This is a genomic window from Klebsiella sp. HMSC16A12, assembly GCF_001808265.1.
GTDB classification, from domain to species: Bacteria; Pseudomonadota; Gammaproteobacteria; order Enterobacterales; family Enterobacteriaceae; genus Klebsiella; species Klebsiella pneumoniae.
In genome coordinates, this window is sequence record NZ_KV792645.1 from 234 (window position 1) to 22,908 (window position 22,675).

The 22,675-nt window shown below is 58.6% G+C and carries 23 protein-coding genes; 10 read left to right on the plus strand and 13 right to left on the minus strand.

The features are described 5' to 3' along the window. Positions 1-58: 58 nt before the first annotated feature. The 3 genes from HMPREF3140_RS23390 to HMPREF3140_RS23400 are packed head-to-tail and all read right to left on the minus strand — an operon-like array spanning position 59 to position 3,023. Complete coding sequence (locus tag HMPREF3140_RS23390; RefSeq protein WP_002895728.1) at positions 59-1,024, minus strand: lysylphosphatidylglycerol synthase domain-containing protein; 966 nt, start codon at positions 1,022-1,024, stop codon at positions 59-61. After that, complete coding sequence (gene clsB / locus HMPREF3140_RS23395) at positions 1,021-2,265, minus strand: cardiolipin synthase ClsB (RefSeq protein ID WP_002895730.1); 1,245 nt, start codon at positions 2,263-2,265, stop codon at positions 1,021-1,023. The genes HMPREF3140_RS23390 and clsB overlap by 4 nt, the downstream gene beginning before the upstream one ends. After that, positions 2,262-3,023, minus strand: a complete 762-nt coding sequence (locus tag HMPREF3140_RS23400; RefSeq protein WP_004179098.1) for an endonuclease/exonuclease/phosphatase family protein — start codon at positions 3,021-3,023, stop codon at positions 2,262-2,264. The genes clsB and HMPREF3140_RS23400 overlap by 4 nt, the downstream gene beginning before the upstream one ends. A gap of 131 nt (positions 3,024-3,154) precedes the next feature. Between HMPREF3140_RS23400 and HMPREF3140_RS23405 the strand changes: the two genes are divergently transcribed. Next, positions 3,155-3,592 carry a YbhQ family protein gene (locus HMPREF3140_RS23405; RefSeq protein ID WP_032411086.1) on the plus strand — a complete coding sequence of 146 codons (438 nt, stop codon included), beginning with the start codon at positions 3,155-3,157 and terminating at the stop codon, positions 3,590-3,592. Between the two features lie 60 nt (positions 3,593-3,652). On the opposite strand, the gene HMPREF3140_RS23410 is transcribed toward HMPREF3140_RS23405, so the two are convergent. From HMPREF3140_RS23410 to HMPREF3140_RS23435, 6 genes are all read right to left on the minus strand, one after another. Next, positions 3,653-4,759 (minus strand): ABC transporter permease, encoded by a 1,107-nt coding sequence (locus tag HMPREF3140_RS23410; RefSeq protein WP_004142068.1) that lies wholly within the window; start codon positions 4,757-4,759, stop codon positions 3,653-3,655. A 129-nt stretch (positions 4,760-4,888) separates the two neighbouring features. Continuing rightward, on the minus strand, positions 4,889-6,022 hold the full coding sequence (locus HMPREF3140_RS23415; RefSeq protein WP_002895739.1) for an ABC transporter permease: 1,134 nt from the start codon (positions 6,020-6,022) through the stop codon (positions 4,889-4,891). Continuing rightward, positions 6,012-7,751 carry an ATP-binding cassette domain-containing protein gene (locus HMPREF3140_RS23420; RefSeq protein WP_012737689.1) on the minus strand — a complete coding sequence of 580 codons (1,740 nt, stop codon included), beginning with the start codon at positions 7,749-7,751 and terminating at the stop codon, positions 6,012-6,014. Before HMPREF3140_RS23420 ends, HMPREF3140_RS23415 begins: the two co-directional genes overlap by 11 nt. Next, positions 7,744-8,739 carry a secretion protein HlyD gene (hlyD, locus tag HMPREF3140_RS23425; RefSeq protein ID WP_002895745.1) on the minus strand — a complete coding sequence of 332 codons (996 nt, stop codon included), beginning with the start codon at positions 8,737-8,739 and terminating at the stop codon, positions 7,744-7,746. Before hlyD ends, HMPREF3140_RS23420 begins: the two co-directional genes overlap by 8 nt. Further along, positions 8,739-9,398, minus strand: a complete 660-nt coding sequence (gene cecR / locus HMPREF3140_RS23430; RefSeq protein ID WP_002895746.1) for a transcriptional regulator CecR — start codon at positions 9,396-9,398, stop codon at positions 8,739-8,741. The genes hlyD and cecR overlap by 1 nt, the downstream gene beginning before the upstream one ends. Positions 9,399-9,471: 73 nt before the next feature. Continuing rightward, positions 9,472-10,395: a LysR substrate-binding domain-containing protein gene (locus HMPREF3140_RS23435; RefSeq protein ID WP_032411088.1), complete on the minus strand. Its 924-nt coding sequence runs from the start codon at positions 10,393-10,395 to the stop codon at positions 9,472-9,474. Between HMPREF3140_RS23435 and HMPREF3140_RS28975 the strand changes: the two genes are divergently transcribed. The 8 genes from HMPREF3140_RS28975 (at position 10,387) to ybiB (ending at position 19,706) form a co-directional block, all read left to right on the plus strand. Then, a complete protein-coding gene (locus tag HMPREF3140_RS28975) occupies positions 10,387-10,524 on the plus strand; it encodes a hypothetical protein (RefSeq protein ID WP_004142057.1) in 138 nt (45 codons plus the stop codon). The two genes, HMPREF3140_RS23435 and HMPREF3140_RS28975, sit on opposite strands and share 9 nt — an antisense overlap. A gap of 287 nt (positions 10,525-10,811) precedes the next feature. Then, complete coding sequence (locus tag HMPREF3140_RS23445) at positions 10,812-12,143, plus strand: MFS transporter (protein WP_032411089.1); 1,332 nt, start codon at positions 10,812-10,814, stop codon at positions 12,141-12,143. Positions 12,144-12,193: 50 nt separating this feature from the next. Beyond that, positions 12,194-12,943: an SDR family NAD(P)-dependent oxidoreductase gene (locus HMPREF3140_RS23450; RefSeq protein ID WP_032411091.1), complete on the plus strand. Its 750-nt coding sequence runs from the start codon at positions 12,194-12,196 to the stop codon at positions 12,941-12,943. 13 nt (positions 12,944-12,956) lie between these two features. Further along, positions 12,957-13,802 carry a transketolase gene (locus HMPREF3140_RS23455; protein ID WP_002895753.1) on the plus strand — a complete coding sequence of 282 codons (846 nt, stop codon included), beginning with the start codon at positions 12,957-12,959 and terminating at the stop codon, positions 13,800-13,802. Further along, the gene (locus HMPREF3140_RS23460) at positions 13,802-14,794 is read left to right on the plus strand and encodes a transketolase family protein (protein WP_004176778.1); all 993 of its coding nucleotides are present in this window, start codon (positions 13,802-13,804) and stop codon (positions 14,792-14,794) included. The genes HMPREF3140_RS23455 and HMPREF3140_RS23460 overlap by 1 nt, the downstream gene beginning before the upstream one ends. A gap of 214 nt (positions 14,795-15,008) precedes the next feature. Continuing rightward, on the plus strand, positions 15,009-16,364 hold the full coding sequence (gene rhlE, locus HMPREF3140_RS23465) for an ATP-dependent RNA helicase RhlE (RefSeq protein ID WP_004151702.1): 1,356 nt from the start codon (positions 15,009-15,011) through the stop codon (positions 16,362-16,364). A gap of 187 nt (positions 16,365-16,551) precedes the next feature. Then, complete coding sequence (gene dinG, locus HMPREF3140_RS23470; RefSeq protein WP_004147693.1) at positions 16,552-18,708, plus strand: ATP-dependent DNA helicase DinG; 2,157 nt, start codon at positions 16,552-16,554, stop codon at positions 18,706-18,708. A gap of 29 nt (positions 18,709-18,737) precedes the next feature. Then, positions 18,738-19,706: a DNA-binding protein YbiB gene (gene ybiB / locus HMPREF3140_RS23475; protein WP_004179105.1), complete on the plus strand. Its 969-nt coding sequence runs from the start codon at positions 18,738-18,740 to the stop codon at positions 19,704-19,706. Positions 19,707-19,815: 109 nt separating this feature from the next. Here ybiB and ybiJ read toward each other — a convergent pair whose 3' ends face one another. From ybiJ to HMPREF3140_RS23495, 4 genes are all read right to left on the minus strand, one after another. Further along, entirely contained in the window at positions 19,816-20,076 is a 261-nt protein-coding gene (gene ybiJ / locus HMPREF3140_RS23480) for a DUF1471 family protein YbiJ (RefSeq protein ID WP_004176772.1), read from the minus strand. A 285-nt stretch (positions 20,077-20,361) separates the two neighbouring features. Next, complete coding sequence (locus HMPREF3140_RS23485; protein WP_032411093.1) at positions 20,362-20,628, minus strand: DksA/TraR family C4-type zinc finger protein; 267 nt, start codon at positions 20,626-20,628, stop codon at positions 20,362-20,364. 20 nt (positions 20,629-20,648) lie between these two features. Further along, positions 20,649-20,909, minus strand: a complete 261-nt coding sequence (locus HMPREF3140_RS23490) for a YdgH/BhsA/McbA-like domain containing protein (RefSeq protein ID WP_004183485.1) — start codon at positions 20,907-20,909, stop codon at positions 20,649-20,651. A gap of 139 nt (positions 20,910-21,048) precedes the next feature. Next, on the minus strand, positions 21,049-21,663 hold the full coding sequence (locus HMPREF3140_RS23495; protein ID WP_002895828.1) for a flavin reductase family protein: 615 nt from the start codon (positions 21,661-21,663) through the stop codon (positions 21,049-21,051). Between the two features lie 96 nt (positions 21,664-21,759). On the opposite strand from HMPREF3140_RS23495, the gene rlmF reads away from it, so the two are divergent. Beyond that, complete coding sequence (gene rlmF, locus HMPREF3140_RS23500; RefSeq protein WP_032411095.1) at positions 21,760-22,674, plus strand: 23S rRNA (adenine(1618)-N(6))-methyltransferase RlmF; 915 nt, start codon at positions 21,760-21,762, stop codon at positions 22,672-22,674. Position 22,675 lies beyond the last annotated feature (1 nt).

Genomic DNA, 22,675 nt, shown 5'->3' on the forward strand with positions numbered 1-22,675 from the left:
ATCCTCTCACAGGCTCACACTCCGTAGGCCCGTGCAAGCGCAGCGCGACCAGGCCGTTTCATTCGCGGGCCAGCTTGCGCTGGTTCTTTTGCCGTAGCTTTTTCGCCCGGCTCTCCAGCAGCAGATAGGCCACCGTCGCCAGTAGCAATGGCAGGAAATAATAGAGCGCGCGCCAGGCGAGCAGGGCGGCAATGATCGCGCCCTTCGAAATATCTTCCCCGGAGAGCATGGCGATAAACACCGCCTCCAGCACGCCGATCCCAGCCGGAATATGGATAATCACCCCGGCGATACTGCTCACCAGCAGCACCCCTAATACCAGAAAATAGTTAATCTCGCTGCCCAACAGCAGCCAGATTATCGCCCCCATCGCCATCCAGTTCGCCGCCGAGAGCCCCATCTGCAGCAGCGCGAAGCGCCAGGAGGGCAGCACCAGCCGCTGGCCTTTAATCGTCAGGTGACGGCGTTTAGCGAACGCGCAGCCGAACAGATAGCAAAGCGTAAGGATCAGCATCACCCCGCCGATAATGCGCAGAGTGGTCTGGCTGATGTACCAGTGCGGCGGCAGCTTCACCAGATCTGCCGTGAATATCACCCCGCCCAGCAGAATATAGCCCAACCAGTTGGTGGTAATGCTTAAGGAAAAAATACGGGTGATGGTGCTGCCGTTCAGCCCCAGCCGCGAGTACAGCCGGTAGCGCATACCGATCCCGCCGACCCAGGTGCTGAGGGTCAGGTTGAAGGCGTAGCAGATAAACGACACCAGCATGACCTGGCGTTTCGCCAGCTTGTGCCCGCAATAGGCCCGACCGAGCAGATCGTAGCAGCCGTAAATGAGGTAGCTGACGATAACCAGCGCAATGGCGCTAAACAAGGCCAGCCGATCGTAGCCGCGGATCACCTTCCACACGTCCTGCCAGTCGACTTTTTGCGCGTAGATCACCAGCAGGACGATGACGGCGATAAAAAAGAGCACGGTAAGCACTCTTTTCGCCATCCGCCAGCGGGGATGTGATTTGCTCATAGTGGATTATCCCTGGCTGGAGACTCGACGCGGTCCTGAGTTTCAATTTCCGGCTGGACCGGCGGGCTGACTCTGGCCAGCCGCGGGGTATGAGCCGGTAACCAGCCGACCCATGCCGGGAAGTGGCGTAGAAAGTGGAAAGCCATCACGCTGACGCCCAGCCGCCACCAGTTGCGTTTCGGCAGCATCGTTTTATCGATGCGCTGGCAATCCCGGGCGATAAGCCCGTTGAGATTATCGCGCAGCGTCTGGTTAAACACCCGATCGTGGATGATCAGATTGGCTTCCAGATTCAGCGACAGGCTAAGCGGATCCAGGTTGCTTGACCCAACGGTGGCCCAGTGGTCGTCTGCCAGAGCGACCTTGCCATGCAGCGGGCGACGGCGATATTCGTAAATCTGCACCCCGCCCTTAACGAGATAGTGATAGAGCAGGTGGGCGCCAAACTTCACAATGGGAATATCCGGTTCGCCCTGCACGATCAGCTTAACCCGTACTCCGCGCCGCGCGGCATTGCGCATCGCATGCAGCAGGCGGTAGCCGGGGAAAAAATAGGCGTTAGCGATAATCACTTCCCGGCGGGCGCTGGTCAGCATCTTCAGGTAGTGGCGTTCAATATCGTCGCGGTGATCCTGGTTGTCGCGCCAGACGAACAGCGCCTGCGCCTCGCCGGGGGTCTGGTTAATCTCCGGCTGGTGGCGACGACGTCGCCACCAGCGGCGGGCGGTTTCGCTGTTGGGCAGGTTTTCCAGCTCGAACTGCAGGATGTCGAGCACCACCGGCCCTTCGACCTGCACCGCATAATCCTGCTTCGCCTCCGGACCGTAGTCGCTCATATGTTCGGCGGAGTAGTTAATACCGCCGACAAAGGCGGTGGTGTCGTCGATTACCACGATTTTACGGTGCATGCGACGGAACAGATTGGTGCGCATCCCCATCAGCTTAGGACGCGGATCGTAGTAGCGGAAAATCACGCCAGCGGCGGTGAGCTCGCCGACAAATTCATCGCTGAGATCCGGGGAACCATAGCCGTCGAGGAGCACCTCCACCTGGATGCCGCGGCGGGCAGCCTCGAGCAGGACCGCGTGCAGCCGCCGGCCTACCTCATCTTCAAACCAGATAAAGGATTCGAGGATCACCCGCCGGCTGGCGCGACCGATGGCCGCAAACAGCGCCGGATAGTACTGGTCGCCATTCTCCAGTAGCGTAATGCGGTTGCCTTCCTGCCAACGACATTTCACAAATGTATCTCCACGCTAAGGGGTGCATGATCGGACAGATGCCGCCATTGTTTAAGGGCCAGCGCCTTCGGGCGACTGGCGTGGGCGTTCTTGACGTAAATGCGGTCGAGGCGCAACAGCGGAAAACTGACCGGAAAGGTGCGCGCCGGCCGTCCGCGGGCGCGGGTAAAGATCTCTTCCAGCCCGGCCTGGGCTTTTAACGGCTGGTTAGCCTGCTGACGCCAGTCGTTAAAATCGCCAGCCACCACCACCGGCTCGCCCGCGGGCAGGGTATTGACCCACTCCGCCAGCATGGTCAACTGCGCCTGCCGTTGGTCGGCGCGTAGACCGAGATGGACGCAAATCACGTGAATAGTTATCCCGCTCCGCGGCGGCACGATGCGGCAGTACAGCAGGCCGCGCTTCTCCCCGTTGCCGACCGAGATATCGCGATTTTCGTAGTATTCAATGGGAAAGCGCGACAGCACGGCGTTGCCGTGGTGGCCTTCCGGATAAACCGCATTGCGCCCGTAGGCGTAGTCGCTCCACATGGTGTCGGCGAGAAATTCATAATGGGTCGTATCCGGCCAGTTTTCGATGTGCAGCGGATGTACCTCATGAGCGCCCATCACCTCCTGCAGGCAAACAATATCCGCGCTAACGCTGCGCACGGCGTCGCGCAGTTCGGGCAAAATAAAACGCCGATTAAACGCCGTAAAGCCTTTATGGGTGTTAATTGTCAGCACGTTCAACGAAAATCCCGCCGTTGGCTCAGCCATAATTTTCCAGTAAATGTCACTTTCCTGAATAAAATAGTGTAGTAGACGTCACAAAAAGATGCGGTGTTACGGAATTTTCCGTAAAGTGCGGTACTCTGAGTAGCAGAGAAAAATCCTTCAGGAGAGAAGCCATGAAGTGGCAACAACGTGTACGCGTCGCAACGGGTCTTAGTTGCTGGCAGATTATGTTGCATCTACTGGTCGTGGCAGTACTGGTGATGGGTTGGATGAGCGGCGCGCTGGTGCGCGTCGGATTGGGACTGTGCGTCCTCTACAGCGTCACGCTGCTGGCGATGCTGTTTTTACAGCGTCACCATGAGGCGCGCTGGCGCGATGTGGGAGACTTCCTTGAGGAGCTCACCACGACCTGGTACTTCGGCGCGGCCATGATAGCGCTGTGGCTGCTGTCGCGCGTGCTGCACAACAACCTGCTGCTGGCCCTCGCCGGGCTGGTGATACTGGCTGGCCCGGCGGTGGTCTCGCTGCTGGCGAAAGATAAGAGCCGTTACCCTAAAGCGTTCGAGCTACAACAAGGCGGCAACGCAGCGAATCCCCAGAAGCATAGATAACTATGCGACTGGGGTGAGTAAGGAAAGCCAACGCCGTTGTAGTTTGAACGATGACGGGTATTACGCAATCTTCCTTCGGAACATCGCATACGCCGCTGAGCCGGTGGTGGCCGCTATGACCAGTAGCGGCCACAAACTTCCCCACACAATCTCCAGACTCGCATCCTTCAGATAAATTTGCTTGGTGATATCGGTAAAGTGGCGGATGGGATTTATCCAGGTCAGATCCTGCAGCCACTGCGGCATGTTTTCCACTGGTGAGACGTACCCCGACAGGAGAATAGCCGGCATCATAAAGACGAACACGCCGATAAACGCCTGCTGCTGGGTGGCGCACAGCGACGAAATCAATAAGCCAAAGCCCACCAGCGATAGACCGTAAATCACCATGGTGAAATAGAACAGCAGCAGCGAGCCGGCAAACGGGATCTGATAGGCCCAGATACCAATCGCCAGCACGATAGTTGCCTGCAGGGTGGCGACAATCAGCGCCGGCACCGCCTTGCCGACGAAAATTTGCCAGGTGGCGAGGGGGGAGACCAGCAGCTGGTCAAGGGTGCCCTGCTCGCGCTCGCGAGCCACCGACAGCGAGGTGACGATCATCACCCCGATGGTAGTGATCATGGCGATAAGCGACGGCACCACGAACCATTTATAGTCGAGATTCGGGTTGTACCAGTTGCGCACCACCAGCTCGCTGTTGTTCGGCTTCGCTTTACCCTCCAGCAGCTCCTGCTGATAGTTTTTCACAATCTGTTGCAGATAGTTGGCGGCGATTTGCGCGCTGTTGGAGTTGCGTCCGTCGAGCAGAAGCTGCAGCGGGGCGGTTTGATAGTTATCCAGATTGCGCGAGAAATCGGCCGGGAAGCGCACCACCAGCAGAGCTTTTTGTTCATCGATGGTCGGCTGGATCGCCTGCGGGCTTTGCAGCAGCAGGACGTGGGTAAAGGCTTTGGCGCGGGCAAAGCGCTGAGTGAGTTCCACCGCGTGGCGACCGCTGTCCTCGTTGTAGATAGCGATGGTGGCGTTGGTCACCTCCAGCGTCGCGGCAAAGGGAAACAGCAGCACCTGAATCAGCACCGGCATGATTAAAATCGCCCGCGTCTGCGGCTCGCGCAGCAGCGACTGCAGCTCTTTGCGGATTAATGTCCATAAACGGTGAAACATAATAGCTCCTTTGGCCCATTCAACCACGCCGGGCGGCACTGCGTTTGCCCGGCCTACGGGATCGGCGAACCGTATAATCGATGTTGGTTAAACCGTAGGCCCGGTCGGCGCAGCGCCACCGGACAAAACCTAATCCAGACGCCGTTTGGTTTTCAGCCACGTCAGACCGATAAACATCACCGCCGACGCAATCAAAAACAGCACGTTGACCAGCAGCACCACCGGAATATTGCCCGCCAGAAACAGGCTTTGCAGAGTACTAACGAAATAGCGCGCCGGGATCACATAGGTCACCGCGCGGATCACCGCCGGCATACTGTCTATCTGGAAAATAAACCCGGACAGCATAATCGACGGTAAAAAGGCGGCGTTCAGCGCCACCTGCGCGGCGTTAAACTGGTTGCGGGTAATGGTTGAGATCAGCAGCCCCATCCCCAGGGTGCTGAGCAAAAACAGACTGGTAATGACAAACAGGATCGGCAGCGAGCCGCGATAGGGCACGCCGAGAATAAATACCGACACCAGCATACACAGCAGCATCGCCAGCATGCCGAGGAAATAGTAGGGAATGAGCTTGCACAGCAGCAGTTCGGCGCGGGTGATCTCCGTCGACAGCAGCGCCTCCATGGTGCCGCGCTCCCATTCGCGGGCCACCACCAGCGAGGTCAGTATGGCGCCGACCACGGTCATGATGATGGTGATCGCCCCGGGGATAATAAAGTGCTGGCTAATAGCCGCCGGGTTAAACCAGTAGCGCATCTGCACGTCGATCAGCGGTTCAAAGGTTTCGCCGCGGTCTTCCGCCCGCTGCTGCTGCCAGATTTGCCAAATACCTTCCACATAGCCCTGAGCGAAGTTGGCGGTATTGGGCTCGCTGCCGTCGGTGATGAGCTGCAGCGGTGCGTCGGCGCCGGGGCGGGCCATCTGGCGGTCGAAATCCACCGGAATGACCACCATGGCGCGGATGCGCCCGGCCTGCATCATCTCAATCAGCTGCCTGCGGCTGTCGCTGACGGTGGCGTCGATATAGGGCGAGCCGGTCATGGTATGGACGAAATCCAGCGCCTCTTCGCTCTGCTGCTCAAGCAATACGCCGACCCGCAGCCTGCTGGAGTCGAGGTTAATGCCGTAGCCGAAGATAAACAGCAGCAGCAGGGGGATCACCACCGCGATCAGCCAACTGCTGGGATCGCGCACAATCTGCCGGGTCTCTTTGACGCACAGGGCGCGGACCCGCCGCCAGGAGAGAATGCTATTGCCCATGGCTATTCTCCTTGTCCCAGCGGTTAATCAGGGTAATAAACGCCTGCTCCATGGTCGGGTCCGTCTGGCTGTCGTCCGCCGCCTGGGCCTTCAGCTCGTCCGGGGTCCCGCTGGCGATAAGTTTGCCGTGATAGACCAGCCCGATGCGGTCGCAGTATTCCGCCTCATCCATAAAGTGGGTGGTGACCATTACCGTCACGCCTTTATCAACCATGCTATTAATATGTAGCCAGAACTCGCGGCGGGTAAGGGGATCGACGCCGGAGGTGGGTTCATCGAGAAACAGAATATCGGGTTCATGCATCAGGGAGCAGGCCAGCGCCAGCCGCTGCTTGTAGCCGAGCGGCAGCTCGTCGGCGGCGTGGCGGGCGATACTTTTCAGGCCAAAGGCATCGCTCATCCGGGCGATTTTTTCATTTTGCGCCCGGCCGCGCAGGCCATAGACGCCGGAGAAAAAGCGCAGGTTTTGCTCGACGCTGAGGTTGCCGTACAGCGAAAATTTTTGCGCCATATAGCCCAGATGCTGGCGCGCCTTGCCAGAGCTGACCTTGAGATCCATTCCCAGCACCAGCGCTTTGCCGGAGGTGGGCACCAGCAGGCCGCACATCATTTTGAAGGTGGTGGATTTCCCGGCGCCGTTGGGGCCGAGCAGGCCGAAAATTTCACCGCGCTTGACCTGGAAATCGACATGGTCGGTAGCGGCGAAATCACCAAACTTTTTCGTTAACGACTGGGCTTCAATGACCGTTTCCTCTTTGCTGCCGTCAACGCGATGGATAATCGCCCCCAACGGCGATTCAGCGGTCCCGGCGCCGCCGAGCAGGTCGATAAACGCATCTTCAAAGCGCGGCGCGGTGTCGGCCACCTGCAGGGGCGGCATGTCGCCATGCTGCTGGACTTCCTCAATGCGCGCGTCCTTTTTCAGGATCAGACGCACCGATTTGCCCTGGATCACCCCGTCGCTAACCTGCGGCAGCTTCAGCGCCCGCTGCAGCAGGCGGCGGTTGTTCTCCTGCGGGCTGGAAACCAGAAAGCTGCGCCCGGCCATGGTTTGCGTCAGCGCCGTCGGCTCACCCTGGTAGAGCAGTTTGCCTTCGTTCATCAGCAGCACGTCGCGGCATTGTTCCGCTTCATCGAGATAGGAGGTGCTCCACAGGATCAGCATGCCGTCGCCGGCCAGCTCGTGCACCATCTGCCATAGCTCGCGGCGCGAGATAGGGTCGACGCCGACGCCGGGCTCATCGAGCAGCAGTACTTTCGGATCGCCCACCAGGGTACAGGCGAGGCCCAGCTTTTGCTTCATCCCGCCGGAAAGCTTGCCTGCCAGCCGTTCGGTGAATGGACCAAGGGAGGTGAACTCCAGCAGGCGGTCGAAAATTTTCTTCCGCGCCTCGCCGGTGACGCTGCGCAGGTCGGCGTACAGGGTCAGGTTTTCCATCACCGTCAGATCTTCATACAGGCCGAACTTCTGCGGCATATAGCCGAGCACCGCGTGCAGGGCGCTGTCGTCTTTTAGCGGGTCGAAGCCTATCACGCTGGCGCGGCCCTCATCAGGCTTGAGCAATCCGGCGAGCATTCGCATCAGGGTGGTTTTCCCCGCGCCGTCGGGCCCCACCAGCCCGGTGACGTAGCCGGCGCGGATCGTGCAGGTGAGCGGCGCTACCGCTGGCCTGTCCATACCGGGAAAACGGCGGCTCAGGCCGTTTAAGGCGATGACGGTCTCACTCATGTCCGTTCCCGTGGCTAAAGGAGATGGTCACCGGCATTCCCTGGCGCAGCGCGCCGTCGGCATCAGTCACCACAATGCGCAGACGGTAGACCAGATCGGTGCGCAGATCCGGGGTCTCGACGGTCTTCGGCGTGAATTCAGCGCTCGGCGAGACAAAACCGATTTTGCCGTGATAGGGCTTATCCGGCCGGCTGTCGGTATAGAGCAGCACTTCTTGTCCCGGCTGCGCCTGGCCGAGGTTTTTCTCGTCAACATAGGCGCGGACCCACACCGGATGCGTTAACGACAGCGTCAGTACGGTACCGCCGGCGTTGAGCATAGTGCCGGGCTCGACGGCGCGGGTCATCAGCGTACCGTCAGAAGGGGCGGTGAGCACGGTATCGTGCAGGTCCAGTTTGGCCTGGGCCAGCGCCGCCTGCGCCTGTTCCAGACTGGCTTTGGCCTGGGCAATCTCCTGCGGGCGGTTACCGGCGCGATACTGACGCAGCTTATCCTGCGCCGATTTGAGCGTTGCCTGCGCCTGATCGCGCGAGGAGCGGGCATTCTCCAGATCGTTGGCGGAAATGGCGCTGCTGGCGCGCAGCCCGAGCTGGCGCTGATAAAAGTTTTGCGCATAGTCGTAAGCGGCCTGCGCCTGTTTCACCGCCGCCGCGGCCTGGGCAATCTCTTCCGCGCGGTAGCCGGCCATCATCAGGTCATACTGCGCCTGGGCGGTGGAGACATTGGCCTGGGCCTGCAGCAGGGCATTTTCATACGGCGCGCGGTCAAGCTCGCCGAGAGTTTGCCCGGCGCGGATGCTGTCGCCTTCGTCGACGGTCAGCGAGGCCAGCCTACCGCCAACGCGGAAGCTCATGTTGACGGTGCGGATATCGACATTGCCATACAGGGTCAGCGGCTGCTGCCGGCTGCTCTGGTACCACCACCAGCCGCCGCCCAGCGCGGCGAGAAGAATCACGATCAGCAGAATGACGACGACGGGTTTTTTCATCAGCCCAAACTCCTTTGCGATAACCCATGCAGGATGAAATCGATATGACAGGTAATGACTTCGAAAATCTGTTCCGTTTTTTGCGCGTCAAACTGCGTCCAGCCGGTGCGCAGCAGGATAGTTTCACGCCCGAGACGGAAAGCGAGCACCTCGCCCAGCAGGGCGTGGGTATGGAGGATCATTTGCGTATCACTGGCTTCGCAGCCGGTCCAGGCGGCAATCAGCCGGGTGAGATAATGGTGCAGGGGGGCAATCACCTGCTGGTGGATCAGATGGTAGGCGGCGGTCGGCGCCAGCTGCTCACGGGAAATGAATTTGCTTAAGTTAACCGTATCGTCCTGGGTGAGCAGCAGGATCATGTTGTGGCAGGCGCTAAGGATGAGGTCGCGGATCGCCTGGCGATCCGGCGCTTCCCCGGCAAGCAGGTGCTCCGCCGCTTCGGCCTGCGGGCGAAAATTGTCGCCGATAAAATCGGCGATCCACTGGGCGCAGGCAAGATACAGATCGTCTTTCGAGCCAAAATAATAGGTGATAGCGGCGATATTCTGCCCGGCCTGGGCGGCGATATCGCGGGTGGTGGCGTGCTGGCCGTACTCGCCAAACTGGGCGATAGCGGCCGCGATAAGCTGATTTTTTGCCTGTTCGCCTTTACTGGTCATCGCGCTCGGTAAAAATTAATCAATCGATTGATTAACTTTAGGCGCCGACTGGCGGTTTGTCCACCAGCCGGGATCAAATATGGAACCCTTCCTCTTTCAGCTCTCCGGCGACCCAGGCGAAGAAGCGCTGGACCTTCTCCTTCTGTTCATTAGCGTGGGGGAGGACGAAGTGGTGCGCGCCGACCGGCATGCTCCGCTCGTCGGCAAATACCGGCGTCAGCTGCCCCTGGCGCACGTGTCCGCCGGCCAGCAGATTGCTCTCGAGGATCACGCCCATTCCCATTCTGGCCGCCTCGATGCTCATATATGACCGGTCGAAATTAAAAATGAAGTTTTTATGCCAGCCGCGGACCTTGTGCCACGACAGCCAGTTGCTCCAGTTAATCAAGGTGCTGTCGGAGTGGATCAGATCGCAGGCCAGCAGATCTTCCACAGCCTGCACAGGATGGCTGGCTAAATAAGACGCTGCGCTGTAGGGCAGGACGCGCTCATTTTTAATGGTTCTGACCAGCAACGTCGGCCACTGTGACAGCCCGTGACGAATATCGATATCAATATTATCCCGGGAGAACTGGATGCTTTCGTATGAACAGGTCAGGCTGATTTTTAACGCCGGCCACGCCTGGCGGAATTTATCCAGACGGGGCATCAGCCATAGCAGGCCGAAGCTCGGCGCCGAATGAATGCGTAAATAATCCTGATGGATATCGTTGATCACCTGGCTGGTGGCCTGGCCAATCATATTCAGCGCCCCGGAGACCTCTTTGAGATATTTTTCTCCCACCGTCGTTAACGTGACGCCTTTGCTGCTGCGGGAGAACAGTTTTTTCCCCAGAAAGTGCTCCAGGCTGGCTATCTGATGGCTGACCGCCGAGGCGGTAATATTGAGATTCTCTGCGGCCAGATTAAGGCTGCCGGTAGCGGCGACTTCAATAAAAGCCTGGATATTGCGTAAAGAGGGCATCGGCAGATTTTTATTGGGTAGCGGTTGGCTCATGGCGGCATCCTGCGCGGGGCGCGAATAAAAGAAAATAGCGAACAGCGTGGCGCAGCCGGGATGTACAGCATAGGGAAAAGCGAAAAAACAACGTTAATTTGTGATGGGCTTAACAATTTATCTTGTTAAAAGCGCGCAGGTCAGAAAACGCTAAAAATTTGCGGGAAGTCACTAACTCAATTTTTCTCAATCATAATTGAGGTTTTTTGAATACCGTTTCATTTTGGGGTTGTTATATTCCTCTCACAGGCCTGATAACAAACTGCGATGTGCTTGCATCGCAATTATAAAACACCTAACCACCTGTTTCGCTGGCGAAAAGCATTTATCTCTTGCTCCTGTATGGATAGTAAAACGCGGTGATCCGAAGCGGCAGCTTACAGCGAAGTGGATGAGGTATAAAACGAGGAAACCCTATGTCACGTATAGATACGCTGGTCTGTACTGACGCCAGGAAAACGAAATATCGTTTCGTGGTTTTGACGATGATTTTTCTGGTGTATGCCATCAATTACGCCGACCGAACGAATATTGGCGCGGTACTGCCTTTCATCATTGATGAGTTTCATATCAATAATTTTGAAGCCGGGGCCATCGCCAGTATGTTTTTCCTCGGCTATGCGGTAAGCCAGATCCCGGCCGGCTTTTTCATCGCCAAACGCGGTACCCGGGGGCTGGTATCGCTCTCCATTTTCGGCTTCTCCGCCTTTACCTGGCTGATGGGCACGGTGAGCTCCGTGTTTGGCCTGAAGCTGGTGCGGCTGGGACTGGGGCTGAGCGAAGGGCCTTGCCCGGTGGGGCTGGCTTCCACCATAAATAACTGGTTTCCACCAAAAGAGAAAGCCACGGCAACCGGCGTTTACATCGCGGCGACCATGTTTGCGCCGATTATTGTGCCGCCGCTGGCGGTGTGGATTGCGGTGACCTGGGGGTGGCGGTGGGTCTTTTTCTCTTTTGCTATACCCGGAATTGTGGCGGCCATCGCGTGGTATCTGCTGGTCAAATCCAAGCCTGCTGAGAGCGGATTTGTTTCCCAAAGCGAACTGGCAGAGATTAATGCCGGGCGTGAAAGTCATAATAATAGCGTACGCGAAAATATCTTAATTGCCGAAAGATTCACCTGGCTGGATAAAATCATTCGGGTAAAGAAAATGGCGCCAATTGATACGGCGAAAGGCTTATTCACCTCAAAAAATATTCTCGGTGACTGCCTGGCGTATTTTATGATGGTTAGCGTGCTGTACGGATTATTAACCTGGATCCCCCTGTATTTAGTCAAAGAGCGCGGTTTCGATGTAATGAGTATGGGCTTCGTGGCCAGTATGCCGTGCATCGGCGGCTTTATTGGCGCGATCGGCGGCGGATGGGTTTCGGATAAGCTATTAGGCCGCCGGCGTAAACCCACCATGATGTTCACTGCGGTGTCAACGGTGGTCATGATGCTAATTATGCTGAATATCCCGGCCAGCACCCTGGCAGTTTGTATTGGATTATTCTTTGTCGGCTTTTGTTTAAATATCGGCTGGCCAGCCTTTACCGCGTACGGTATGGCCGTTTCGGATAGCAAAACCTATCCAATCGCCTCTTCCATAATTAATAGCGGCGGCAACCTCGGTGGATTTGTCGCGCCGATGGCGGCTGGTTTCTTGCTTGATAAAACCGGGAGTTATAATTCTGTATTTACCTATTTTGGTATCTGCGCCGCCATTGGTTTGGTGGTGATTCTTTTCCTCGATGAACCACAATAACGGAAATATATCCTGTTAATTAATATGACGTAATGTCATGGAGTGAAACTATGTTATTAAAAGATAAAGTCGCCATTATTACTGGCGCGGCCTCCGCACGCGGTTTGGGCTTCGCGACTGCGAAATTATTCGCCGAAAACGGCGCGAAAGTGGTCATTATCGACCTCAATGGCGAAGCCAGTAAAACCGCCGCGGCGGCATTAGGCGAAGGCCATCTCGGCCTGGCGGCCAACGTCGCTGATGAAGTGCAGGTGCAGGCGGCCATCGAACAGATCCTGGCGAAATACGGTCGGGTTGATGTACTGGTCAATAACGCCGGGATTACCCAGCCGTTGAAGCTGATGGATATCAAGCGCGCCAACTATGACGCGGTGCTTGATGTTAGCCTGCGCGGCACGCTGCTGATGTCGCAGGCGGTTATCCCCACCATGCGGGCGCAAAAATCCGGCAGCATCGTCTGCATCTCGTCCGTCTCCGCCCAGCGCGGCGGCGGTATTTTCGGCGGACCGCACTACAGCGCGGCAAAAGCCGGGGTGCTGGGTCTGGCGCGGGCGATGGCGCGCGAGCTTGGCCCGGATAACGTCCGCGTTAACTGCATCACCCCGGGGCTGATTCAGACCGACATTACCGCCGGCAAGCTGACTGATGACATGACGGCCAACATTCTTGCCGGCATTCCGATGAAACGCCTTGGCGACGCGATAGACATCGCGCGCGCCGCGCTGTTCCTCGGCAGCGATCTTTCCTCCTACTCCACCGGCATCACCCTGGACGTTAACGGCGGCATGTTAATTCACTAAGCGAGGCAAACAGATGAAGATGACCGAATCACAAAAAGTCGCCGCGGCGGCGTGGCGTATTCGCCGTTACGCCCTGCAAATGGGGGAAGTGCAGGGGCAGGGCTATATCGGCCAGGCGCTGGGCTATGCCGATGTGCTCGCTACCGCCTTCAGCCATGCCATGACCTATCGCCCGGAAGATCCCGAGTGGGAGGGGCGCGATCGCTTCCTGCTCTCTCATGGCCATTACGCTATCGCTTATTATGCCGCGCTGCTGGAGGCGGGCATTATCCCGGAAGCCGAACTGGAAACCTACGGCTCCGACGACAGCCGCCTGCCGATGTCCGGCATGGCGACCTACACCCCGGGGATGGAGATGTCCGGCGGCTCGCTGGGGCAGGGACTGTCCATTGCCGTCGGCATGGCGCTTGGGCTGCGGCAGAAACAGAGCAAGGCCTGGGTCTACAACTCCATGTCCGATGGGGAGCTGGACGAAGGGTCGACCTGGGAGGCGGCGATGTCGGCGGCTCACTATGGCCTGAGCAACCTGATTAACCTTGTCGATGTCAACAAACAGCAGGCTGACGGCGATTCACGCAAAATCCTCGGCTTTGAGCCGCTGCAGGATAAATGGGCCGCCTTCGGCTGGTACGTACAGCGCGTGGACGGTAACGATCTGCCGGCGGTGATGGCCGCCTTTGACAACGCGAAAAGTTATTCCGGCAATCAGCCGCGGGTCATTTTATGCGACACGCTGATGGGCAAAGGGGTGCCGTTCCTCGAAACCCGCGATAAAAACCATTTTATTCGCGTCGATGCCGACGAATGGCAAAAAGCGATCGCGGTGCTGGACGCTAACAAACCGGAAGGAGTGCTGTAATGAGCCAGAGTCAACCCCGTTTAAAAACGTCGGCGATGATCGCCTCGATTGCCGATGAAGGCCAGGCGACCGTCCCTGCGCCCTTCGGCGTCGCGCTGTCAAAACTGGCGGCGCAGCGCCCGGACATCGTCGGCATGACTGCGGATCTGTCAAAATATACCGACCTGCATATTTTCGCCCAGGCCTTCCCGGATCGCTTTTTCCAGATGGGCATGGCCGAACAGCTGCTGATGGCGGCGGCAGGGGGGATGGCGAAGGAGGGATTTATTCCTTTCGCCACCACCTATGCCGCCTTTGCAACCCGTCGCGCCTATGATTTTATTCACCAGGTCATCGCCGAAGAGCATCTGAACGTGAAGATCTGCGCGGCGCTGCCGGGCCTGACGACCGGCTATGGCCCCAGCCATCAGGCCACCGAAGATCTGGCGATCATGCGCGGTATCCCCGGGATGGTTATCGTCGATCCTTGCGATGCACTGGAGATAGAGCAGGCGGTACCGGCCATTGCCGATCACCAGGGGCCGGTGTATATGCGTCTGCTGCGCGGTAAGGTGCCGCTGGTGCTGGATAAATATGACTATCAGTTCGAACTGGGTAAGGCGAAGCTGCTGGAGGACGGCAACGATGTGCTGATTATCTCCTCCGGGCTGATGACCATGCGCGCGCTGGAGGCGGCTGAAAAGCTGCGGGCCGATAATATCGGCGTGGCGGTTCTGCACGTGCCGACCATCAAACCGCTGGATGAGAAAGCGATTATTGAACAGGCGTCGAAGCCGGGCCGCCTGGTGGTAACTGCGGAGAACCACACCGCGGTCGGAGGCCTGGGGGAAGCGGTGGCCGCGCTGCTGATGCGTAAGGGCGTACGCTGTGAGCTGGATAGCGTGGGGCTGCCCGACGCGTTCCTGTTAGCCGGCGCCCTGCCGACCCTCCACGATCGCTACGGCATCTCCACCGCGAAGATTGTCGAAAAAATTAAGTATCGTCTGCGTTAACCGCGCTGCTATGACCCACTGGCCGCTGAGCGCGCTCGGCGGCCTTCTCATGCCCGCCAGCCAGGCGCGGCATTCTTTTGCAGATTTTATGCGGCCTGTCACAAAATCTGCTAGACTGCGCCCCTTCATGGCATTGTGGTTTTTGCCATCTCTTATCGCAATAATCTCCCTGAAAACTACGCCCTTCACCGGGCCGGGGCGGTTCGGAGTTGTTATGTCTTTTGATTCCCTTGGCCTGAATCCCGATATCCTGCGCGCTGTCGCTGAGCAGGGCTACGTTGAGCCGACCCCTATCCAGCAGCAGGCGATCCCGGCGGTACTGCAGGGCCGTGACCTGATGGCTAGCGCCCAGACCGGCACCGGTAAAACGGCGGGCTTTACCCTGCCGCTGCTGCAGCGCCTGATCCAGAATGAGCCGCACGCAAAGGGCCGTCGTCCGGTGCGCGCGCTGATCCTGACCCCGACCCGTGAGCTGGCGGCGCAGGTGGGCGAGAACGTCCGCGATTACAGTAAATACCTGAATATTCGCTCGCTGGTGGTCTTCGGCGGCGTGAGCATCAACCCGCAGATGATGAAGCTGCGCGGCGGCGTCGACATCCTCGTCGCCACCCCGGGCCGTCTGCTGGATCTTGAACATCAGAACGCCGTCAGTCTTGATAAAGTTGAAATCCTCGTGCTGGACGAAGCGGACCGTATGCTGGATATGGGCTTTATCCATGACATCCGTCGCGTACTGGCTAAACTGCCGGCGCGTCGACAGAATCTGCTGTTCTCGGCGACCTTCTCCGACGAGATCAAGGGCCTGGCCGAGAAACTGCTGCACAACCCGCTGGAAGTGGAAGTGGCGCGTCGTAACACCGCGTCCGAGCAGATCACCCAGCACGTCCATTTTGTTGACAAGAACCGCAAGCGTGAACTGCTGTCGCAGCTTATCGGCGAAGGCAACTGGCAGCAGGTGCTGGTGTTTACCCGTACCAAGCATGGCGCCAACCACCTCGCGGAACAGCTCAACAAAGACGGCATCCGCAGCGCGGCGATCCATGGCAACAAGAGCCAGGGAGCGCGTACCCGCGCGCTGGCCGACTTTAAATCCGGCGGCATTCGCGTGCTGGTGGCGACCGATATCGCCGCCCGCGGTCTGGATATCGAAGAGCTGCCGCACGTGGTGAACTACGAGCTGCCGAACGTACCGGAAGATTACGTCCACCGTATCGGCCGTACCGGTCGCGCGGCGGCCACCGGCGAAGCCTTATCGCTGGTGTGCGTGGATGAGCATAAGCTGCTGCGCGATATCGAGCGCCTGCTGAAAAAAGAGATCCCGCGCATCGCGATTGCCGGCTATGAGCCGGATCCGTCCATTAAAGCCGAACCTATCCAGAACGGTCGCCAGCAGCGCGGCGGCGGTCGTGGGCAAGGTCAGGGACGCGGCGGCCAGGGTCAGGGACGCAGCGGACAGCCGCGCAGCCAGAATAATGCCCCGCGCCGTCAGGACGGCGAGGCGCCGAAAGCGCGCACTCAGGACGGCAAACCGCCGCGCCGCCGTCGCCCGCGTAAACCGGCTGGCGAATAACACGCTGATGTCCGGGCCGCGATAACGCGCCCCGGCTCAGGCCCGTCTGTCCGCTACGCGGCGGCGGGCCTTTTTCTTTCCATTACACTATTTGTCGAGCAGGCTTCCACACTCCGCAGAAAGCAATACCTCCGGGCGGGCAAAAATGGCACAATAGTGGCTGTTTATACAGTATTCAGGTTTTCTCATGGCTTTGACCGCTGCGCTGAAAGCGCAAATCGCCGCCTGGTATAAGGCGCTTCAGGAACAGATCCCGGACTTTATTCCGCGTCCCCCGCAGCGGCAGATGATCGCCGATGTGGCGAAAACCCTTGCCGGGGAAGAGGGCAGGCATCTGGCTATCGAAGCGCCGACCGGTGTCGGCAAAACGCTGTCATATCTGATCCCGGGCATCGCCATCGCCCGCGAGGAACAAAAAACGCTGGTGGTCAGCACCGCCAACGTCGCCCTGCAGGATCAAATCTACAGTAAGGACCTGCCGCTGCTGCGTAAAATCATTCCCGACCTGCGCTTCACCGCCGCCTTTGGCCGCGGACGCTACGTCTGTCCGCGCAACCTGACGGCGCTGGCCAGCACCGAGCCGTCGCAGCAGGATCTGCTGGCCTTTCTCGATGACGATCTCACCCCGAATAATCAGGCGGAGCAGAAGCTGTGCGCGACCCTGAAGCAGGATCTCGACAGCTACCGCTGGGACGGCCTGCGCGACCATACCGACAAAGCCATCGACGATGGGCTATGGAGCCGGCTGAGCACCGATAAGGCCAGCTGCCTGAACCGCAACTGCCACTACTATCGCGAGTGCCCGTTCTTTGTGGCGCGGCGGGAAATTCAGGAGGCGGAAGTGGTGGTGGCCAACCATGCGCTGGTGATGGCGGCGATGGAGAGCGAAGCGGTGCTGCCGGAACCGAAAAACCTGCTGCTGGTCCTCGATGAAGGCCATCATCTGCCGGACGTCGCCCGCGACGCGCTGGAGATGAGCGCCGAGATCACCGCCCCCTGGTTTCGCCTGCAGCTGGATCTGTTCTGCAAGCTGGTGGCCACCTGCATGGAGCAGTTTCGTCCGAAAACCACGCCGCCGCTGGCCAATCCGGAGCGGCTCACCGCTCATTGCGAAGAGCTTTTCGAGCTGATTGCCTCGTTGAATAATATTCTCAATCTCTATATGCCCGCCGGTCAGGAAGCGGAGCATCGCTTCCCGATGGGCGAACTGCCGCAGGAGGTGATGGAGATCTGCCAGCGGCTGGCGAAGCTCACCGAGTTGCTGCGCGGCCTGGCGGAGCTGTTCCTGAACGATCTCAGCGAAAAGACCGGCAGCCATGACGTGGTGCGCCTGCATCGGGTGCTGCTGCAGATGAACCGCGCCCTTGGCATGTTTGAAAGCCAAAGCAAGCTGTGGCGCCTGGCGTCGCTGGCGCAGTCCTCAGGCGCGCCGGTAACCAAATGGGCGACGCGGGTGGTGCGCGATGGCCAGATCCACGTCTGGTTCCACTGCGTCGGGATCCGCGTCAGCGATCAGCTTGAACGGCTGCTGTGGCGCAGCGTGCCGCATATCGTGGTGACGTCAGCGACGCTGCGCTCGCTAAACAGCTTCTCGCGCCTGCAGGAGATGAGCGGTCTGAAGGAGAAAGCGGGGGACCGCTTCGTGGCGCTGGATTCGCCGTTCAACCACGTGGAGCAGGGGAAAATTATTATTCCTCAAATGCGTTATGAACCGCTGATGGATAACGAAGAGCAGCACATTGCCGAGATGGCGGCCTATTTTCGCCAGCAGGTGGAGAGCAAAAAACATCTCGGGATGCTGGTGCTGTTTGCCAGCGGGCGGGCGATGAACCGCTTCCTCGAGCATGTGACCGATCTGCGCCTGATGCTGTTGGTGCAGGGCGACCAGCCGCGCTACCGGCTGGTGGAGCTGCATCGCAAACGGGTGGAAAGCGGCGAGCGCAGCGTGCTGGTGGGTCTGCAGTCCTTTGCCGAAGGTCTCGATTTAAAAGGCGATCTGCTGAGCCAGGTGCATATCCATAAAATCGCTTTTCCGCCCATCGACAGCCCGGTAGTGATCACCGAAGGCGAATGGCTGAAAAGCCTCAATCGTTATCCCTTCGAGGTACAGAGTTTGCCCAGCGCCTCCTTTAATCTTATTCAGCAGGTGGGGCGTTTGATCCGTAGCCATAACTGCTGGGGAGAGGTGGTGATTTACGATAAGCGTCTGTTGACCAAAAACTACGGCGCGCGTCTACTGAACGCGTTACCTGTTTTTCCCATAGAGCAGCCGGGCGTTCCGGAGGTTATAGTAAAACGGAAAGCAAAACAGACAGCAAAACAGACGGGCCGCAAACGTCGCTGACGCCGGCGCGTGATGCACCAGGGGGAGCCATGGAGTACAGCAAAATTATAAAAGAGGTGGGTCGCGGTAAGAATCATGCCCGCGATCTCGATGAAGAGACCGCCCGTGCGCTCTACGCGCGGATGCTGAACGGCGAGGTGCCGGAGCTGGAGCTGGGGGGAATATTAATTGCCCTGCGCATTAAAGGCGAAGGCGAAGCGGAGATGAAAGGTTTTTACGCCGCGATGCAGCAGCATACGCTGCGCCTGACCCCGCCGGCCGGCAAGCCGATGCCGATCGTTATCCCCAGCTACAACGGCGCGCGCAAGCAGGCGAACCTCACGCCGCTGCTGGCGATGCTCCTGCACAAGCTGGGATTTCCGGTGGTGGTTCACGGCGTCAGTCACGATCCCACCCGGGTGCTGACCGAAACCATTTTTACCCTGCTGGACATTCCGGCCACCCTGCACGCCGGACAGGCTCAGGCGCAGCTGGAGGGCCATGAACCGGTGTATATCCCGGTGGGGGCCTTCTGTCCGCCGCTGGAGAAACAGCTGGCGATGCGCTGGCGGATGGGCGTACGCAACAGCGCCCATACCCTGGCCAAGCTGGCCACGCCGTTTGGCGAAGGGGAGGCATTGCGTCTCTCCAGCGTGTCGCATCCGGAATATGTTCCCCGGGTGGCGAACTTCTTTCGCGAGACCGGTGGCCGCGCGCTGCTGATGCATGGTACCGAGGGCGAAGTGTACGCCAACCCGCAGCGCTGTCCGCAGATCAGCCTGATTGATGAGCAGGGCGTGCGGGTGCTGTACGAACGCCAGACTGAGATGGCAGCGGAGGCGGTGGTCCTGCCGACCTCGAAAGACCCTGAGGTCACCGCGCGCTGGATTGAACGCTGCGTCGCTGGCGTCGAACCGGTGCCCAACTCGTTGAAGATCCAGCTTGCCTGCTGTCTGCTGGCCTGCGGGGAAGTCACCTCGCTGGAGCAGGGCCTCAGCCGCGTCAACGACTGTTGGTGATCGGATCTGCAGGATAAAAAAAAGCCCGTCCGGTGGCTCGGACGGGCAAGGCAAGGGTATTAAAGGTCTTTTCAGGGTTAATTCAGTGGCTTACAGATGGGTGCAGCGATTATTTATAGATAACCGCAGTACCGCTCAGTTTGTTGTTGGTGTTAGCGGAAGTAATGCTGTAGCCGGTCGCGCCAGCGGCTTCGGCTTTAGCAGCCAGTTTTGCTTCCAGACCATCTAAAGTGGTTGCGCCTTGCGCAGACACCACGCCGATCTTATTCATGCTTTCAGCCTGAGCGGGGGTAACCGGTTCGGCGGCAAAGGCGCCGAAGGAAAGAGCGGTCAGAGCGATGGCAGCGGCAGCATATTTGATGTTTTTCATAGTTAATCTCTCGCAGGTTATTCTGTTCAGGGGACGATGTTCCGTCGATGTGATAAGTATCACGCTTTTCTGCGGGAGATAAAATCGAAGGAAATTCACAGTCTTCATCGAATTTTTTGAATGATTAATAATTTACTGATTATTAATAAATTATTTCTCATTCTTTTCGTCACGAAGCGTAGCGAGGAAGACCGACGCGTTTAAGGGCACATATTGCGACTTTTTCCGCCAAAAAATGTGCGCGAAAAGATAATGCGAAAGGCTGTCATAAACGGTAAAGGAAAGTCAGCGTAGCTGGCTATCCTTGGAACCGCGACGATTATATCCTGAAAATGTATTGTTATGTAAATCTTTCTCCTGCTGGCACTTCACGCAGTATCTGACCCCTGGGATGACCTGTCGACGGGCCTCCGGAATCGGCTCTCCGCATTCATCACAAAATTTGTTGCTTTCGCCGCGCGGAAGCTCGCGGCGGGCGCGAGCCACCGCATCGTCAATAGTGCTGTCGATCTGATCCTGTACGGCGCCGTCGCCTGCCCAACCTGATGCCATCGTCTGCCTCCTGTAAAAGGTTATTGATAAATTATAGCTGAACCGTACAGCCGGTTACCGCTGCTGGCGGCATTGATCCGCCAGGCTATCGCCCCATGACGGTGGGCCTTATCCGCGAGGGCGGCTGCCAGGTCGTCCAGGGTGCTGGCGCCGAAGGCGGAGACGGTGCCGACAGGGCGGAGCGGCCCGTTATAGGGCAGTACGGGTGGCGGTGGCAGGGGAGAGGCCGCGGTGGCATGAGCGGTGAGCGCCGCGGCGAACAGCAGCGAGACGAATTTCATCAGCATATCCTCATAAACCGCATGGGACATAGCTTAAGTGTAGGTCTTTCCAGACCGCGCGACAGGGAATGTTTAATGCAAAACAGTGCGTTTTGCATGCTACCGGCGCAGGGGAGCGCTACTCTGGCCGGTAGATTATTTAGCGGGCGTCAGGGCGGATCATGTCAAAACGCAGGCTGTCATCAATACCGTAATAGGCGCTCGGGCCACCGGCGCGCAGGATCGGCTGGGCCCGGGCGGTTTGATAGATACCGTTGTCCAGCAGTGATTCATCGATATGCACGGCGACCACTTCACCGAGCACCAGCCACGTATCGACAGGGTTGCCGTCGGCGGTGGTGAGTTGAATACACTGCGACAGACGGCACTCAAAGTTCACCGGACTCTCCGCGACCCGTGGAGCGCTGACCAGGCGGCTGGCGGCGGCGGTGAGGCCGGCGCGCACGAATTCGTCCTCATGGTGCGGAATTGAGGCTGACGTTTCATTCATCGCCATGGCCAGCGGTCGCGTCGCCAGGTTCCAGACGAACTCCTTTGTTTCGACGATATTTCGCACGCTGTCTTTCCAGCCGCTGCTGGCGAAACCAATGATCGGCGGCCGATAGTTAAAGCAGTTAAAAAAGCTGTATGGCGCCAGATTACGCTGGCCCTCGGCGTCCTGCGAGGCGATCCAGCCTATCGGGCGAGGCCCGATTATCGCGTTCAGCGGGTCATGCGGCAGGCCGTGGCCCTGCGAAGGTTGATAAAAGTACATGCTGCACCTGTCACGGATAATGGAGATATCCAGACTCCCTTATTTACCGCGCCGCCGTCAACGGGTATCTTACGCGGCTGTTCAAAGGAGATTGTCATGAAAGCCCAGAAACCGGGGTTACACCCGCGTAACCGCCACCATCAACGCTACGACCTGCCCGCGCTCTGCCAGGCCCATCCTGACCTGCAGGGCTACATTACGCTCAATCCGCTGGGTGAGCAGACCATTGATTTTGCCAATCCGCAGGCGGTGAAAGCGTTGAATAAAGCGCTGCTGGCGCATTTCTACGCGATCAAACACTGGGACATTCCTGACGGCTTTCTCTGTCCGCCGGTGCCTGGGCGGGCCGACTATATTCATCATCTGGCGGATCTGCTGGCCGGGGATAGCGGCGAGGTGCCGAAGGATGCCACGATCCTTGATATTGGCACCGGCGCCAACCTCATCTATCCCCTGATCGGCGCTCACGAGTATGGCTGGCGCTTTACCGGCAGTGAAATCAACCCGCAGGCGTTCGCCAGCGCGCAGGCGATTATCAATGGCAACCCGGGCTTGACCCGGCAGATCCGCCTGCGCCGGCAAAAAGAGAGCCAGGCTATCTTTCACGGCGTGATCCATAAAAACGAGACCTACGACGCCACGCTGTGTAATCCGCCGTTCCATGACTCCGCAGAGAGCGCCCGGGCGGGGGGCGAGCGCAAGCGCCGCAACCTCGGACTTGGCGCCGAAAGTGGCCTCAATTTTGGCGGTCAGCAGCAGGAGCTGTGGTGCGAAGGGGGCGAAGTAGCCTTTATCTCGCAGATGATCCGCGAAAGCCAGGCCTTCGCCCGCCAGGTGAAATGGTTTACCTCGCTGGTGTCGCGCGGCGATAATCTGCCGCCGCTCTACCGCCTGCTGACCGAGGTCGGCGCAGTGAAAGTGGTGAAAAAGGAGATGGCCCAGGGGCAAAAGCAAAGTCGCTTTATCGCCTGGAGCTTTATGGACGACGCCAAACGCCGTCGTCCATTCTAAC